Raw genomic sequence first — 17,464 nt, forward strand, 5'->3', positions numbered from 1 at the left:
TTTACCAAAGTCGTATTACATTTGTCTACATAATTAGTAGATAATCAATTCCACCAGTTGATCTTCTATATGCTGCACGCTGTCTTTCCCGGCAGTGGCGGCCTATACTTAAAAGAAGTCAAGTGATGGAACAACACCTGCGTCCTTTTACGGCGTTACGCCATACCGATCCTGTCGGGATACTTCTGCCCTACTGCTATACCGACCATTATTTCCGAAGCTTTTGCTGTTGCCTTCCGGCGACCTTGCCTTCACATTCTATTTATTTCTCACCCCTCTGTAATCTATAGCATATGAAACTATTCCCATTCATCCTTATACTGGCGCTAAGCCTTACAACCGCTTACGCCCAACAAGAAACCGGCACCGTAACACTTCGCGGTACACGCCTGACCTATCCGCTTGTACAACGGTGGATCGACGCCTTCCAGAAGGAATACCCGGGCATTCACGTCGCGATCACACCGGATATTGCTGCCGACAGCCTGGACTTTACCATCGCCGCCTATAGCATCGTGGGAAAGGACCTGGGCGAGCGCACGGGAGTAGCCGTAGCCCGCTACGTACAGCTGCCCGTAGCCAACAGCAAACGCCCGGACCTGGCTGCCTGGCAGGCGCGGGGCTTTACCGAAGCCGACTTTAAGAATCTATACTTCACGCCGCAAGCGCCTAATTTTTTTGCCTCGGCGTCTGCATCACAACCTGTCAATCCCATTACACTCTATACCCGCGATAAGCCCGCCTGCGCCGCGGTGACTTTTGCCAAACACTATGACAATGATCCCAAAAACATTCAGGGTAAAGGTGTAAAAGGAGACGACCGCGACCTGGCCAAAGCTGTTCAAGAGGATGTCTACGGCGTCTCGTTTAACAACCTCGGCTTTGTATACGATGTTCAAACACGCCGTGTAACGCCCGGACTCGCCGTCATTCCCCTCGATCTCAATGAGAATGGCCACGTCGATGCCGACGAAAATATATATGCTACCGTAGATGATGTCATCGCCTATGTAGAGCGCACCAGCCATCCGCGGTTTGTTAACGAGAACATCAATTTCCTGTATGCTAAAAACAGCAAGAATACGGCCGCCAGCACCTTTCTGACCTGGGTACTCACCAAAGGTCAGCAATACAATCACGAACTCGGATTCCTCGGATTGAGCACAGCATCCATTCCGGCCTGCGAGGGCGCCGATGCCCTGATGAAACAACGCAAAGCAAAAAGCGTAGCGCCCTAATATACTTTTTACCATCAACGCCACGCACATGAAACCCCGTACGATGTTCCGCACAGTCATTCTCTCGCTGACGACCGCATGCTTCTTCTCGCTCTCCCCCATCACGCCTCCGGGCAGTGACATGATTGTCGTAAAAGGCGGCCTGTTGAATACAACGGATCCTGTGACGCATACCGCGCGCCAGGTAACACTCAAGCCTTTCCAGCTGGATAAAGACCTGGTCACGGTCGATCAATTCGAGGCTTTTGTAAAAGCGACACAGTATGTTACCGAAGCCGAGAAATTCGGCAATGCCGGTGTCTTTGATTTTCAGGAGAAAGGCTGGGTGCTGATAGACGGGGCTAATTTCCGCTATCCGTTTGGCCGTAACCAACCGCGCGCGGCGGGTAACCATCCCGTGACACAGGTATCCTGGAACGACGCCCATGCCTACGCCCGCTGGAAAGGCAAGCGACTGCCTACACAGTGGGAATGGGAGCACGCCGCCCGCAATGGCGAACAGAGCCAACAGGAATATACCTGGGGCAACGACCTGGTGGTAAACGGTATCTATAAGGCCAACACGTGGCAAGGCAGCTTCCCCAGCTATAACACTGGCGAAGACGGCTACACCGGCACATCGCCCGTGAGTATATTTGGCCGCAACAAGCTCGGCCTGGGCGACATGGGTGGCAATGTCTGGCAATGGTGCCAGGATAGCATCGAGCCAACACCGGAAGAGGCCGCGACAGATCCGGCCCTGCGCCGCGTAACGCGCGGCGGCTCTTTTCTCTGCGACCCGATGGTATGCCACGGCTTCCGGGTGCTGGGGCGTTCCTCTTCTACGCCTGAATCGTCCATGGTGCACATCGGCTTCCGTTGTGCGAAAGATATTTAGTAATTAAACACCTATTCATGTCAGCAGATCTTTGGACTACGTTGAACTTTGCGGCCCTCGCCATCCCGGCATTTTTTATTTTTACGGGCCTGGAATATGCAGCGGCGCTTCGCCAAAAGAAGCCGCACCTTTTTAAGTTCGATAGCTCCGTGGCCAACATCAGCATCGGCGTGGCCGAGCGGCTTCTCAACCTGTTTCTCACCGCCAGCTTCTACGGGCTCTTCCAGTATGTATATACGCACTTTGCCGTGTGGTCCATCCCCAACACGTGGTGGGTATGGGTGATCATGCTGCTGGCCACGGACCTGGTGTGGTACTGGTACCATCGCTTCGGACATGAGATCAATCTTTTCTGGGCGGCGCACATCGTGCACCATCAGAGCGAAGAGTTTAATTATACCGTATCCGCGCGCATCACAACCCTGCAGGCGCTGATCCGCAATCTCTTCTGGTGTGTGTTGCCCCTGGCCGGCTTTCATCCGGACATGGTCATTGCCACCCTCATCATCCACGGCACGTATTCTTTCTTCACGCACACCCAGATCATCGGCAAGCTCGGTTGGTTGGAGTACATCCTGATCACGCCTTCGCACCACCGCGTGCACCACGCATCGAACGAAAAGTATCTCAACAAGAACTATGGCGACCTGTTTGTTTTCTGGGACAAGCTGTTCGGCACATTTCAACGGGAGGAAGAGGAACCGACCTATGGACTTACACACCCGCTGAAGAGCTATAGCTTTATATGGCAGCATGTGCATTACTTCCTGGAACTGGGGTTGGCTGTGCGCCGCACACCGGGTCTTCTCCGTAAACTGAAGATCATCTTTGGTAATCCGGAGCTGCTGGACCAGAACCTGCGGACTGAGCTCGAGCAAAAATTCCTGCCGCATAAAGAAGAAACCACACCGCGCATACGGCATAAAGCGTATGTACTGATCCAGGTGGTGCTGGTCATCATCATGGCCTTTATACTGACATTGTTTTATTGGCACCTGGATACACCCGATGTATTGACCGGGGTATTGTTTGTTGCGATCACATTGATCAACTGCGGAGCACTTTTAGAGCAGCGGCACTGGATCTATTATTTGGAGCAGGTACGTCTGGTATTGCTGGCGGGCTACCTGGCCTATGCGTTTGATCAGCCGGGATGGCTGGCAGCAGGGGTCATCGTCAGTACCCTTACGCTCTGGCCGGCCTGGCCCGCGCGGAAGTGGTTTTTGGAGTTTATTTATGGGTAAAAGTGGGAACAACTGCCAGGATGTCTCAGAGTATAGTCAGACATGAGTCAGTGTATTCTCAGAGATAAGTCAGTGCAAAAGGACTGACTTATCTCCCGGAAACAGCCGTTACGTATCCTTCGTATGCTTCCTCCACCTGCCTTTCCAGGCCCCCAAATCCGGGTCTATGGGTGCATTATGGCCAATTTCAAATAAAATATTCAATCTCTATTGACTTAATAGGGAATACCTCTACTTTTGGTAAAAAATACCAATACTATAGACATTACAGTACTTTACATGAAACCACCACTCCACCACCTTTTCATGTTGTTGGCCTTTGTTTTAGCAAGTGCCTCGCTGCACGCGCAAAACACTGTTATTCAGGGCAAAATCACGGATGAAGAAACGCAGGAAGGCCTTGCCGGCGTGAATATTCTGATCAAAGGCACTGTCCTCGGAACCGTGTCCGATGCCAACGGCAAGTTCACCCTTACCGCTAAAGCTCAGCCTCCCTTCACCCTGGTCGCTTCCTTCGTCGGCTACAGAACACAAGAGATCGCCGTCAATAATACCGCCGAAGCCATTAACATCACCCTGGCACCCAGCGCCCTGTTGGGGGAAGAAGTCGTGATCACGGCATCACGCGTGGAAGAGTCTCAACTGAAGTCGCCTGTGGCGATTGAAAAGATGGACATCCGTGCCATTCGCGAATCACCCGCACCCAGCTTTTATGATGCCCTGGAAAACGTCAAGGGCGTTCAGATGACGACATCGAGTATCACCTTTAAGGTACCCAATACCCGCGGGTTCAATATTCCCAACAACTTTCGTTTTGTCCAGCTGGCGGACGGTATCGACATGCAGGCCGCAACGCTGGGCGTGCCGCTGGGCAATGCCATCGGTCCCACGGAGCTCGACATCGAAAGTGTAGAGATCACACCGGGTGCTGCTTCGGCCCTGTACGGCATGAACGCTATTAACGGTATGGCTAACCTCATTACCAAAAGCCCCTTTTTATACCAGGGACTGAGTGTATACCAAAAGACGGGTGTCAACCACGTAGACGGCATCGACTACGACCCGAGCCTGCTGACCGAAACGGCGGTTCGGTACGCACATGCGTTCAACAACAAATTTGCCTTTAAGATCAACGGTAGCTACTTGCGTGCAACTGACTGGCGCGGCAATACCCAAACCGATCAGAACCCGAACACTACACCGAGCACAGGCAACCCTGCCTATCCGGAACTGAACATAGCCGATCATCCGGCCTACGATGCCTGGAATAAATACGGTGACGACAGCGGCAGCAACAGCGTGACTGTTACGGGTATTAACTATAATGGAGCCCCTAACCAGTCGTTTGTCGTACGTCGTACCGGCTACTGGGAAAAGGACCTGGTCCCCGGAAAAGTTGACAACTTTAAACTTGACGCCGCCCTTCACTATCGCATCGGAAGCAACGCCGAGCTTTCCTATACCTATCGGTTTGGTGTAATGGACGGATTGTTTCAGCGCGGTAACAAGATCCAGCTGGACAACACCCGCGTGCAAAACCACAAATTGGAACTCAAAGGTGCTAACTATTTGGTGCGTTCGTATGTATCCATCGAAAATACAGGCGACTCTTACAACCTGAAGCCGCTGTCCGATAACCTCGATCTGAATCACCTGTCGAACAAAGACTGGTCGGCCAAATTCAAGTCTGAGCTGCAGGCAGCGCTGACCGCCGAAGTGGGGCTGGCGGAGGCCATGCGTCGCGCACGGGCCGCCGCCGATGCGGGTCGCGCAGAGCCGGGCACAGCGGAGTTCAATGCACTGAAAGCACAGATCATTGGTAGTAACAATTGGGACCACATCAGCTCCGCTCCCACCGGAACGGCAACCGGTGGTGCCAAGCTGTACCAGATGAGCCGCACGTACCATACAGACCTGCAGTGGGATCTTTCGAATAAGATTCAAATCTTTGACTTGTTGGTAGGCGCTGACTTCCGCCTGTATGAGATCATTCCCGATGGAAACAACTTCGTAGACTTTGACCGCCCGATAGCCGAGCGTAATACGCCAACCAATCCCGACGCGGCGCAAGACGACCAGAAGTTTGGTAACAATGTACACTATACCAAGTATGGCTTCTTTACACAGGTGACCAAAAAGCTCTTTAACGAAAAGCTGAAGCTGTTTGGTGCCCTTCGTGTAGACCACAACCTGGAGTTCGATCCGAAGATCAACCCGCGCGTCGCGGTGGTATATACCCTGGCGGAAAAACACAACTTCCGTGCTTCGTTCCAGAACGGATTCCGGTTCCCTTCACTGTTCGAAGCGCTATCGTTTGTGAACAACGGCAACGTACGCCGCGTGGGCGGATTGCCCTATATCAACGAAGGTCTGAACTACCTCGACAACTCGTACACGCTGGCGTCGATCAATGCCTTTAACGCAGCCGTGAACGCGGACGTCAAGAGTGGTTTGAGCACCAACGACGCGGCGCTGAAAAACCGCGGCGTACTGGAAGTGACCAACCTGTCAGCCACGCGGCCGGAGCGTATCAATTCGTTTGAGGTTGGCTACAAGAGCCTGTTGTTTAACAACAAGCTTGTGGTCGACATCGATGCTTACACGAATCAGTACGACGGATTTCTCGGGCAGGTAGAAGTGGCAGTGCCCTACCTACCCAATCCGGAAAATCCCAGCTATCCTGGCCAACAGGTAACGGTTGGGTCGGACGACGCCGTGATCGCCATGATCCAGGCCAACCGGGGTGCCCGTCAGACGCGCTATCGCGTATACACCAACGCCAGGCAGAAGTATAATAATTATGGTTCGTCGCTGGGCATTACCTACAACTTCTTCCAGAAATTTACGGTGGGAAGCAATGTGAGCTACAACAACATTTCGAAAAACAAAGAGAAAGACGTGTTTGTGACCGGCTTTAACACACCGAACTGGGCTACCAATATCTCGCTGGGCAACCGCGAGGTGGTCAAAAACCTGGGCTTTAATGTGGTGTGGCGCTGGCAGGAGTCTTTCCAGTGGGAAAGCCCGCTGGCCAACGGCGAGATCGCTGCCTATAACACGTTCGATGCGCAGGTAACGTATAAGTTACCCGACCTGTTTACATCGGTGAAACTTGGCGGTACCAACATTTTCAACAACCGCTACATCCAATACGCGGCAGGTCCGACGATCGGTGCATTGTACTACGTATCCATTACGTTGGATGGGCTACTGAAATAACAAAGAACCGCGCGGAAGGATCGAACGTCTTCACCGTCCGCAAGCGGTCACGGCTTGCTGCATATCCCAGGTGCGGCAAGCCGTTTTTTTTTGCGGACCGGATGAGGCAACCGGACCCCGGAAGACGCCAACCGTTGCCTGTATTTGTTTCGCGGGGATACGTCTGTTACCGCAATTCCTTCCTGATCTTTTGCCGATCGGTAAATTATTTTATCTTGCCGCGATTTTTTCCTTACCTAATTCCTGCATGGCACTATTCGATAAGCATCTCTACGTTAAGAAATCCTCTATACCCAACGCGGGCAAAGGCCTTTTTACCAAAAAAACGATTCCCAAAGGAGCCCGTATCGTGGAATACAAAGGCGTCATCTCCAGCTGGAAAGACGTAAAGGACGAAGACGGAAAGAACGGCTATATATTCTTTGTAAACCGGAAACACGTCATCAACGCCCTGCCCACCCTGAAGGCCCTGGCCCGCTATGCGAACGATGCCAACGGACTGACCAGAGTGAAAGGCCTTACCAACAACGCCGAATACGAGACCGAAGGCACAAAGGCCTATATCCTCGCGAAGCGCGAAATTCCGGCGAAGTCCGAAATCTTTGTCGACTACGGCAACGACTATTGGAAGGTAATCCGCGCAAACATCAAGATGTGGGAACGCGAGGCAAAGCGTGCCGCTGAAAAACTTGAGCGACAAAAAGCAAAAGAAGAAGCCAAAGCCAAGAAAGCTGCCAACACTGGAAAAGCTGCTACCAAAAAGTCAGCTACTAAGAAATCGACAACCAAAAAGGCTGCCCCGGCCAAAAAGAAACAGGCTGCAAAGAAGCGCGCGTAAAACCGCGCTTCCACGCTTCCCCTACTGCTCGCTCACGAGCCGGATGCGGGTGGGGTGGCTTAGCTTGAAGTCGCTTGTTTTGCGTTTCCGGCCCAGCGCCGGGTTGACGTATCCTTTTTTGTACTCTTTCACACGGGCCTCAAATTCTACCCGTACCCCCTCCGATAGCCGTACCTGCTCAAATCCCTTTGTATAACTAAACCACACGTGATCGGCCACTACCAGGCCGGTCGCCATGTCGGTGATCTGTACCAACAAAATGGTATCTTCGCTGTAGCCAGTATAGCTTATTTTTTTACCCAGGCGGCTGAAGGTGCCCTGAAATTTTTTCCGGTTGCCGGCTTCGGCGGCCAGTTTGGTACGCATAGACGTTTAAGATGAACGCTTCAGGCTCGGCAGTGCAAGCTTGTATTTTACCGCCAACAGCCGGAAAGCCAGGATAAAGATACTGGAAATGATCAGATTGGTATTGCGTTCTACTCCAAACCGGTAAAGGGCCAGGTATAATACGGCGCCCGCCAGGCAGGCCGTGGCGTAGATCTCCTTCCGGAAAAGCACGGGTATTTGGTTGATCAGCGTGTCGCGCATGACACCCCCCATCACAGCGCTGAACATGCCCATGATGGCGGCGATCTCTGGCCGCACGCCCAGGCTCAAGGCCTTTTCTACGCCCAGGATTGTAAAGAATGATATCCCAACACTATCAAAGAACAGGAACGTACGACGCAGTTGAATGAGGAAGCTAAAGAAAAAGTATCCGACCAGCACGCCGGCGAATATCGCATACAGAAAATTAATGTCGCCAATCCACACCAGCGGGTATGCCCCCAACATGATATCACGCAGCGTACCGCCCCCGATGGCAGTAATAAAGCCGGTAAAGCCTGCCCCAAAGAGGTCGTCGTGGTTGTCGCGGATGGCCAGGGAGCCGGAGATGGCAAAAAAGAAAGTACCAATCAACTCCAGCGAATATTGTAGGGCGGTCATACACGCGAAGATACGGCTTTCCAGGGGGCAATAAAAAGCCCGGAATCGTGTACGGATCCCGGGCTTGGTGTAAGGGGACTGTTATATTATTGCTTTAGTAGCTTACAGGTTTTGACACCATCCGCCGACTCGAGGCGGATGATGTGTACTCCTTTGGGCAGACTGCGTACATCGACCTGTGTCGTATATACACCTTTAGCCCTGGACTCGCCTTTCAATACGGTTTGTTTGGCGCCCAGCGCCTGTACGATCACCAGGTTTACCATGCCAGGTATCTCGACCCCAAATTGTATTGTTACCTCATCCACGGCGCTATTCGGGTACACCCGGAGATCTGACAGCGACGCTTGATTTTCCTCCTGACGGGCAACAGCAGCTTCTTCCTGTGCAGCCAGGCCGGCGGCGTTAAAGTTTTGCAGGCCGTAACCATACGGCAGTAGCGGGTTGCCGTACGTTGTCGGAACCGGTGCGCCGCTATCTATTATACTGCGGATCTGTGCACGTTCGGCGTCGGTAGCCCCCAGGTCGTACGGCAGCTCCCAGCGTTCGCGCTGATCGTTGATGTTATCGGTGCCGATCTGTGTCGTGGCGCGGGGTAATTGGAAAGGCAACTTGCCCGAAGGGTTATAGTCACCAAAGCAAAGCTCGGCCGTGGCTTGCCCGATGCCGTTGCCACCCCGGTATACCATCATCACGGCGTCGGACAACTGCAGTACGTCGGTCAGTACGTAGGGACGCGGTGAGATCACCACCGCCACAACCGGAATGCCGCGATTCTTAAAGCCACGGATCACCGCCAGCTGCTCCTCGGGCACCACCGGGTTCTTGTCCGCCCACACGGTGCCGTGCGTATAGTTGCCTTCGCCGATCACCACAACGGCCACTTTACCCGCCGAAGCATTGTTCAACACGACGTTGGCGCCGGTGCTGGCAGCGCGGTCCTGGAATGCCTTGTAATAGTTCTTCGCTTGCGGGTTGTCGTAATAGATCGACTGCCAGATCACGTTCGGGTCTACATCGTTGTTCACCCAGGTGGCATGCGGGCCCCCCACGATGATATTTTCTCCGGCACGTACCTGCAACGGCAATACACCGTTGTTTTTTAGTAATGTGATCGACTTGCGGGCAGCATTCAACGCAATAGCATGGTGTTTTGCATTTGTCCACGTGGCCGTGCTGTCGCCGTAGGGATTCTCAAACAGGCCCAGGCGGAACTTCATGTCGAGTACGTGGCGTACGGCGGCATCCAGGCGCGGCAGGCCAATGGCGGCAACCAGCTGATTCACGTCGGTGAATTCCGAAGGAGCGCCGCCCAGTACGTCGATGCCGGCGCCCATACTTTCAACGGACTGCGCGGTGTTTGCTGCCAGCCAGTCCGTTACGATAAACCCCTGGAAGTTGATCTCGTTGCGCAGGTATTTAATAATGCGTTTGCTCGAATTGGCACCTTTGCCCGAGGGATCAAGAAACGGTGCTGTGTTATATCCCGGCATGACCGAAGCAGCGTTTGCTTCCACGATCGCGTGCCAGGGTTTCATGTGATACTTGATCGTCACGGCGTCATACTGCAAAGCATTCTCCCCGCCGGCACCTTGCCCGGGCCAGTGTTTCACCGTGATCAGCATCGAATGCGGGTTAATCTCCGGGCCTCCCTGCATACCTACCACCAGGGCGCGCGCCAGGGCGGCAGCTTCGTCGGCATTCTCGCCGGCGCCTTCCTGGAAGCGGGGGTATAATACTTTGGTATTGACTTCCGCCAGCGGGGCCAATGTGCCTGTGAAGCCTTTCGACTTGTGCTCCACGCGCTGCAGGTTGCCTACCTGGTATACCAGGTTCATATCGCGGGTGGCGGCCATGCCAAGCTGTGTCGGGAAAATAGTCTTCCAGCCGTGGATCTTATCACCGGCAAAGGCAATGGGTATACCCAACCGGGTGGCGGATGCACGGTATTGTAAGGTACGCATGCCATCTTCTACACCGTAGGAGAAGGAGAAACCGTCCAGTGGTTGCTGGTCGCTGTAGAAGCATTGTTTGTATTTCTCTTCCAGGGTAAGGCGTCCCATCAGATCGTTCAGGCGCTGGTCGATGGTTAAGCGCCAATCTTCGTACGGTTCGATCGTACCGTTCTTGTTGGCATCGCGCGCGCCATTGACAATATTTATACCATCGGGCGCTTGTTCGAGCTGCGGCAGGTATACACTGAAGGAGCGTGTGTTCGATCGCTTCTCACCCTGGGGCGTCGTCGCGACGACATACCACTTGTACGTCCAGCGATCTGTCAGGGGCGTGGGCATCGCCAGCGATGTTGTCGTTATCTGTGCCACGCGGGTGTAGCGGTCGAGGAAATTGCCCGAGGCATACCAATCGTAATCGGTGCGGGATATATTCACGTAAACGTCATAGCGGGTGGCGCCGCTCACGGCCTGCCAGGTAAAAGTAGGACGGCGTGTTGTGGTGATCATGGCCCGATCCGCGGGAGCCATCAGCGAAAAATCAAACGTTTCGGCTGGGCGTACGATGACCTGCACATCATCCGTGGCTGTGGCTTGTGTATTGTCGGTTATCAACAGGCGGAACGTATAGGTACCGGCTACCAGGCCACACGCTGTAACAACCGCGCTGGTAGCGTTGGTCAACGTAGCGGTCGACGGGCCGCTCACTTGCGACCAGGCATAGGATGCGATGGGCCCATTGGGCGAAGTGCTGCCGGAGCCATTCAACAATGCGCACGCCACCGGCAAAGTGATGCGTTGCGTATAGCCGGCGTCGGCTTCCGGGCGGTTGCCACCACCAGGGTTATTTACTTTCACCAGGCGGACGCCGATTTGCATGCCGGGGTATACCATGGCAGTAAGCGAACCATTCACTACACGAATCGTGTCGTTGCGCTGGTTGACCGTCCACAGCTGTAATTGATCTTCGCCGCGGTAGTCATTCGGTTTTACCGTGATAATTGTACCCGAATGATAGGAAAGTGTCGCTTCACGCGGATTGTTCTGCGTGATGAGCTGGCCGACGCCGTTCAGGTCGGAAGGGGTAAAGCCAAGATCGAGGTACTGAACGTACGGAATGTGCAGGGGCACCGTTACAGGATTGTTCGGAGACTGCGCGTATACTTCCAGCTCATAGATGGAGTACCCATAGCCCGTACCACGGGCAGTACCGTAGATGCGTACATAGCGGCCGCTGGCGGCGAGGCCCATGTGGTCGTTCGTCAGGTCTGTGTTACCGGCTACGGTACGTACAGTTTCCCAGGGTCCACCCGAAGCGGTTGCTGTTTGGATCAGGTAATCCTTCCCCAACGCGGTTTCCCAGACGATCCGGACGCGGCTGAAAGTATATATTGCGCCGAGGTCGACGGTGATCGAGGTCGGGTCTGCGGCCTGGCTGGACCACCGTGTGACGGGATCACCATCGACTGCGTATTCCGGAAGCGTGGCACCGTTCTCGATGGAGGTAGCGACTACGCCTTTATTCCAGGCAAGGTTGGAAGAAGTAGTGCCCGGGCTTACGATTACGGTTACCGTATCAGAACCGGTTTGACCGCCATTGTCGGTTACGGTTAAGCGAAACACATACGTACCCGCCACAAGATTTGTGGCTGTCAGTGTAGCGGTTGCGGCGCCTGCCAGTGCCGCTGTATTGGGGCCGCTTACTTGTGTCCAGGCGTATGTTGCTACGGTGCCATCGGCGTCGGAGCCGGAGCCATTCAGTACAATGCGGTTTACCGGCAGTGCGATCGTTTTATCTTCGCCGGCATTGGCGACCGGTGCGGCGTTGCCGCCGCTGTCGGTACTATATACTTCCAGTTCATAGATTGAATAACCCCACACTGTACCGCGGGCAGTGCCCAGGATCCGGATATAACGGCCACGGCCAGTGAGACCTGTGATGTCGTTAAACAACGCAGTGTTGCCGGTAATGGATTTTATATCCGACCATTGATTTTCATCGGGGCTGGTCTGAATTTTGAAGTCTTTCCCGTAGGCTGCTTCCCAGGTGATCTTCACGCGACGAATGTCATAGGTAGCGCCAAGGTCAATGGAGACCCATTGCGGGTCAATGCCTTGTGCACTGGCCCAACGCGAAGTGGCGTTACCATCGTTTACCGCGAAAGCGGGTGTACCGACCGCTTGCTCGGAGAGCGCTTTGGCCGGTTTCATAAAGGCGAGGTTCTGGCTGGATGCTGTCCACGAAAGCAACAGCATGACCATGACGTTTAGTAATGATCGAGTTTTCATAGGGTTTTGTTTACCAGGGCGTGGCGTAAAAGTACAGTCCTCTTGTTCGCCAATCATTTTTCCATCGGGCAGTCGACGGGAACAAGAGATGAAGTCAACATCAATACGCTCGGGCGAAGCCGTGTTGTGTAAGTGTATTATATAATAGACTTATCGGTCTATACTTTATGCTACTTTAGGCCATTCTCTAAACTGAAGACAATTTGTTTTTATTTCACCGGGGACTACGGCAGTCTATTGACTGCCGTGGACCACCGTAAAGAGAAAGGGCTTCGATTACCGAAGCCCTTCTAAAAGATTTACAAACAACATGCTGTTGGCAGCGCTTACTCTACCAGTACTTTCTTCATAACAATACGGTTATTCACCTGGACCTTCATCAAATACACACCCTTGGAAGCTCGCGAAAGGTCAACCACTTCACGATGTATTTTCATCTTCATATCTTGAAGTATCAAGCCATGAAGATTAAAAACCTGAATATATCCAGGAGCAGAAGTTTCCGGCACGGACACCGTAGTCAGACCGTTAGCCGCAGGATTCGGGTAGATCGACACCCAATCATCAGCATCAGCATCTTCTAATTGAATCTCCGGCGCTCCCTGACGCCCCGTAGGTCCGGTAGACACGGCGTTATTCAGTACCAGGCTACCAAAGGCCGAGGTATTCTGATAGTTGTCGATTGTGCCGTTCCAGACGGTTTGTGTCTCGCGGGTGCCACCGTTGTCATCGTCATCATTGCCGATATCAAAACCAAGGGTTACCCCGGCTGCCGGCGTTACGTTTAACTGAGACCAGGGAATGCTGAGCTCGACGCTATAACCGCCGCTGCTGGCGGCCCAGGCGTGTTGCACGCCGGTGACACTGATTTTTGTCAACAGTGACGACGCGTTGTAGCCTTTGATGAATTGGTTGTCGCGACCGTCGTACGTGGTCAATTTATTGTTGTTGGCATCGATGTATACCTCTACGGCATCGTTTTCCCACGGATCGCTGCTATCGTTGAACAGCGCGGCATCTTGTACACGCACGCCGACGTAGAGATTGTTATTGTCCCACAGCACGCCAAACGCTACGGTGTTGTTACCCGTGCCAATCACGTTCTTGGTTACCGCGCGCGTTACGTTCCAACCGGATTCACTCAGATTGCCATCTACCGTGATCGCACCCGGGGCGCGACGCGCAGTAATGACGCCCGGCGGATCGGTAGTCGTATTCGTTATCGTAATGGTGCTGGTAGCCGTTCGGTTACCGTCCTGGGTCGTTACCGTAATGACGGCACTGCCGGCCGTAACCGCCGTTACCAATCCCGTGGTATTGACAGTCGCCACGGCGGTGTTGGAAGAGCTCCAGGTTACAGTCTTGTTGGTAGCATTCGCCGGCGCCACCGTGGCCGTCAGTTGTTGTGTCGCACCTACGGCGATGCTGGCCGTTGTTGGCGATACCGTCACACTTGTTACGGGTACATTGCCGGTCGATACGGTCACTTGCACCTGGTCAGATCCGGTGAGTACACCGTCACTCACTGTGAGTTGAAATACATACGTACCGCCATTGACAAGACCAGACACCGTTGCGGTGGCTGATGTAGCATTCGTCAGTGTCGTCGCCGCGCCACTGACCTGTGTCCAGCTATAGGTGATTGCTCCGCCCTCCGGGTCGGAGCCTGTACCGGGCAACGTAGTGGTGGTCGTACCGGCAGCGAGTGATTTATCCGTACCGGCGTTGGCTACAGGCGGTTGGTTTACAGGACCACCGCAGCTGGTCAGGAATACCGTTCCGAAAACGCCTGGGTTTTGCCACGCGGTGGTGGTGGTGGCAAAGGAGGCCATTTGTGAATCGCGTGTCCCGCCGTTGTCGTCATCGTCGATCTGTATATCGAGTCCGATGGTATTGCCCAACGCAGGAGTTACACCAATGGTAGACCACGGAATGGCCACTTCCAGGATATACCCCGCTCCTGCGGCATACATGGTAAAGTTTATCCCCGTCGTGTTGGTGACCGAGTTACCCCCTACCTTTACAGCGGTGTCGTTCCACCGGAAGCCCAGTTGAAAGTCATTGGCGCCGTCGTAGGATGTTCCCTTGCTGTTGTTACCATCGATAAAGATCTCGACCACATCGTCTTCCCACCAGTTGCTCCCGGAGTCGTTCAGACGGGTAGCATCGTTTACTTCTACGAGAAAGTAGAGGTTGGTGCTGTTATACAGCGCGCGCCAACGGCCTGAGTAATCGCCAGGAGTGCCACCGAGAATGGTATTCGCGATGTTTCTAATCGGGGCAGCCGACCAGGCGGCCTCGATCGTCTGATTAATGGTAGGAGCTGTGCCTGTTACCAGTGCCACCACCGGGGAGGTACACGGCGGATTCTCGTTGTCGGCGATGGTGATCGTGGCCGTGGTACTTCCACCCAGGTTATAGCCTGTGCCCGGCTGCAGGGTAAGCGTCAGCGTTTCCGGACCTTCGAAGCTGCTGTCGTCGGTCGGTGTAATAGTGATCGTTTGCGACGGTGAAGCAGCCGTCAGGGTTACCGTGCCTGTCAGTGATGGATTTGCTATATAGTCACCACTGGAAGCTGTGCCGCTGATAGTATACGCAACGGTTATAGTTGACGATATACCCGATGTACCGATCGTAAACGTACCGGTATTACCGCCCTCGCCGGCAGCCGCGTCCGCCGAGGTGATGTTGATGGCAGGCGTTACCGTGACGGTAGACGTTTTGGTAAAGTTACCATCAACCGATCGGGCCGTGATCACGGCAGTTCCTACGCCAACTCCCGTCACGGTACCAATGCCGGTGCCCGCTTCCACCACGGTTGCCACGGCAGTGTTAGACGATGTCCACGTAATACCCTTTTGCGTTGCGTTCGATGGTGTATAGGTCACGTTCAGGTTTGCCGTCTTGCCTTGCGGTACCGATACCGTCGTCGGCGCCAGGTCGATGCCGGTCAGCGCGACGTTACCGGGTATCAGGTTAATGATGAATGCCGTGTTGTGGTTCTTCACTTCACCTGACTCCAGTCGGTTAAAGGTGATATTGTTGAAGGTTACATCGCCCGATGCCTGCGCCAGAATACCATAGCCACCCCACGCATCCTGTGCAGGCTGATCCACAAAGGCATCGAGACCTGTACCGTCGATCTTCGTGCTGAAGAACTTCATGTTGCGGATGTTGCCGTAAAGCTGAATGGCATGGCGCTGTGAATTGATGATCTGGGTATTGTAGAACTCGACGTCATAGATGCCCTGCTGGGTGAACAACTCGATGGCGCCGCGTTTCTGATTCCAGAGATCGTAGCTGGTACCACAGCTTACGATGTAGTTGTCGGTAGCTACGATCGGCACGCCATTCTGTTCAAAGGTGTGGCCGCCGAAGTCGTTGGTAAAACGAATGGCAGAGCCGCCGACACCGTCCTTAATAATACACCGGTAGATCTGGTGGCCTGTGCCGCCAAAGATAGCGATGCCACCGGCACGCCAGACGTTCTCGATGGTATTATACCGGAAGATGTTATTGCGTTCCTGAGGAGCACCCAACGCGTTGTTTGGCCACATGGCGAGGCCATCGTCGCCACTGTTGCGGACGCTGCTATATTCCACTACCGAGTTGTTAGTACCCTGACAGAAGTTTACGCCGTCGGCGTAGTTGTTGCGAATGCGCGCGCGTGAAATAATCAGGTCGGTCGTGATGTCGATCGGATACGGCGGGTCATAGCCGGCAACCCAAAACCCGCATTCGAAGTGTTCTATCCATACGTCGTGAATCCGTGATCCCGTGCCATAGGTTCCCATAAAGCCTTTATAAATTTTATAAGGCTCCCCGTGTACGTTGGAGTATTTAGGGTTGACCTCACCGTAGTGAAAGCGGTCATTGTTCGCTGTATTGAGCGAGAAGTCGGAAATCTCCACGCCACTGGACCGCGCCAGGATGCCACCGGTGAATTGCAGGTCCGTGGAGAAAAATACTTCCGTATACCAAACGCCCGCACCCTGGATCTTCATATTGGTTACATTCAGGTCGAGGCGGTCGGCGAGCATAAACCGGCCTTGCGGTATATAGACGGACTTGCCCTGTGCTTTGGCAGCGTTGATACACGCATAGAAAGCGGGAAGGTCATCCGTCTGATCGTCGGGAGTAGCGCCGTAAGCCGTCACAGACAATGAGTTCATCGGCGCAGCGAGTGCTGTGGGAACATCTTCCAACTCCAGAAAGTCCACACCGTAGGTAAGCGCGTCGCCATTCTCTTTGACGATGCGCACCGTGCTGCCGGCCTGAATCTTCGACGGTAGGCGGAAGTGTATTTCATCAAAGCGCATAAAGGTCTTGCCGCCGGGTTCCTGCACGGGTTCCGTCTCGCTGCCATGGAAGTATTGATAGGCCCAGCGAGAGGTTAGGTTAATCGTGCGTACAAAGGAGCCGTTAACATACAGGGACAAGGCGCCGTTCTGGCCCGTGCCGGCAGCGTTGTCGGGCATCGTGAACCGCAGGTTTACACCTTGCGTAATGCCGGTGGTGGTCCACTCTACGTAGGCGCCATTGCTGGCCAGGCTTACGTACTTCTGGTTAGAGGCTTCGGAAGCGATCTGTGTATAGTCGTAGTTTGTCGTCTGCTGTAGGGTGGCGCTGCCGCCGCGGGTGGCGTCTTCGGACTCGTAGCGGGTATACGGGAGCTGCGCTCCGCGCGGGATGCCGTCGCTCTGAGCGGTGGCGTACAAGGTCAGGAAAACTAAAAGGACCATGAGGTATCCGGCAACGGTGTTGCGGATAATGTGCTGTCGTAATTTGTTCATGTGTCGTCGGTTGTCGTTACAAAACGT

General features: G+C 53.9%; 9 protein-coding genes. 5 read left to right on the forward strand and 4 right to left on the reverse strand.

The genetic code is table 11. The features are described from left to right. The first annotated feature begins 293 nt into the window (after positions 1-293). From K7P01_RS07105 to K7P01_RS07125, 5 genes are all read left to right on the forward strand, one after another. Positions 294-1,238, forward strand: a complete 945-nt coding sequence (locus K7P01_RS07105) for a substrate-binding domain-containing protein (protein ID WP_267291283.1) — start codon at positions 294-296, stop codon at positions 1,236-1,238. 28 nt (positions 1,239-1,266) lie between these two features. Continuing rightward, on the forward strand, positions 1,267-2,115 hold the full coding sequence (locus K7P01_RS07110; RefSeq protein ID WP_267291285.1) for a formylglycine-generating enzyme family protein: 849 nt from the start codon (positions 1,267-1,269) through the stop codon (positions 2,113-2,115). Between the two features lie 17 nt (positions 2,116-2,132). After that, entirely contained in the window at positions 2,133-3,359 is a 1,227-nt protein-coding gene (locus K7P01_RS07115) for a sterol desaturase family protein (RefSeq protein ID WP_267291287.1), read from the forward strand. Between the two features lie 279 nt (positions 3,360-3,638). Next, positions 3,639-6,578 carry a TonB-dependent receptor gene (locus K7P01_RS07120; protein WP_267291289.1) on the forward strand — a complete coding sequence of 980 codons (2,940 nt, stop codon included), beginning with the start codon at positions 3,639-3,641 and terminating at the stop codon, positions 6,576-6,578. A gap of 247 nt (positions 6,579-6,825) precedes the next feature. After that, the gene (locus K7P01_RS07125) at positions 6,826-7,416 is read left to right on the forward strand and encodes an SET domain-containing protein (protein ID WP_267291291.1); all 591 of its coding nucleotides are present in this window, start codon (positions 6,826-6,828) and stop codon (positions 7,414-7,416) included. A gap of 21 nt (positions 7,417-7,437) precedes the next feature. On the opposite strand, the gene K7P01_RS07130 is transcribed toward K7P01_RS07125, so the two are convergent. The 4 genes from K7P01_RS07130 to K7P01_RS07145 form a co-directional block, all read right to left on the reverse strand. Then, positions 7,438-7,782, reverse strand: a complete 345-nt coding sequence (locus K7P01_RS07130; RefSeq protein WP_267291292.1) for a hypothetical protein — start codon at positions 7,780-7,782, stop codon at positions 7,438-7,440. Between the two features lie 6 nt (positions 7,783-7,788). Continuing rightward, positions 7,789-8,403, reverse strand: coding sequence for a trimeric intracellular cation channel family protein (locus K7P01_RS07135; RefSeq protein ID WP_267291294.1), 615 nt, complete (start codon positions 8,401-8,403; stop codon positions 7,789-7,791). An 86-nt stretch (positions 8,404-8,489) separates the two neighbouring features. Further along, the gene (locus K7P01_RS07140; protein ID WP_267291296.1) at positions 8,490-12,644 is read right to left on the reverse strand and encodes a PKD domain-containing protein; all 4,155 of its coding nucleotides are present in this window, start codon (positions 12,642-12,644) and stop codon (positions 8,490-8,492) included. A 326-nt stretch (positions 12,645-12,970) separates the two neighbouring features. Continuing rightward, the gene (locus K7P01_RS07145) at positions 12,971-17,437 is read right to left on the reverse strand and encodes a sugar-binding protein (RefSeq protein WP_267291298.1); all 4,467 of its coding nucleotides are present in this window, start codon (positions 17,435-17,437) and stop codon (positions 12,971-12,973) included. Between the last annotated feature and the right edge of the window lie 27 nt (positions 17,438-17,464).

The sequence above is a fragment of the Parachryseolinea silvisoli genome (assembly GCF_021190955.1).
Taxonomy (GTDB): Bacteria; Bacteroidota; Bacteroidia; order Cytophagales; family Cyclobacteriaceae; genus Ohtaekwangia; species Ohtaekwangia silvisoli.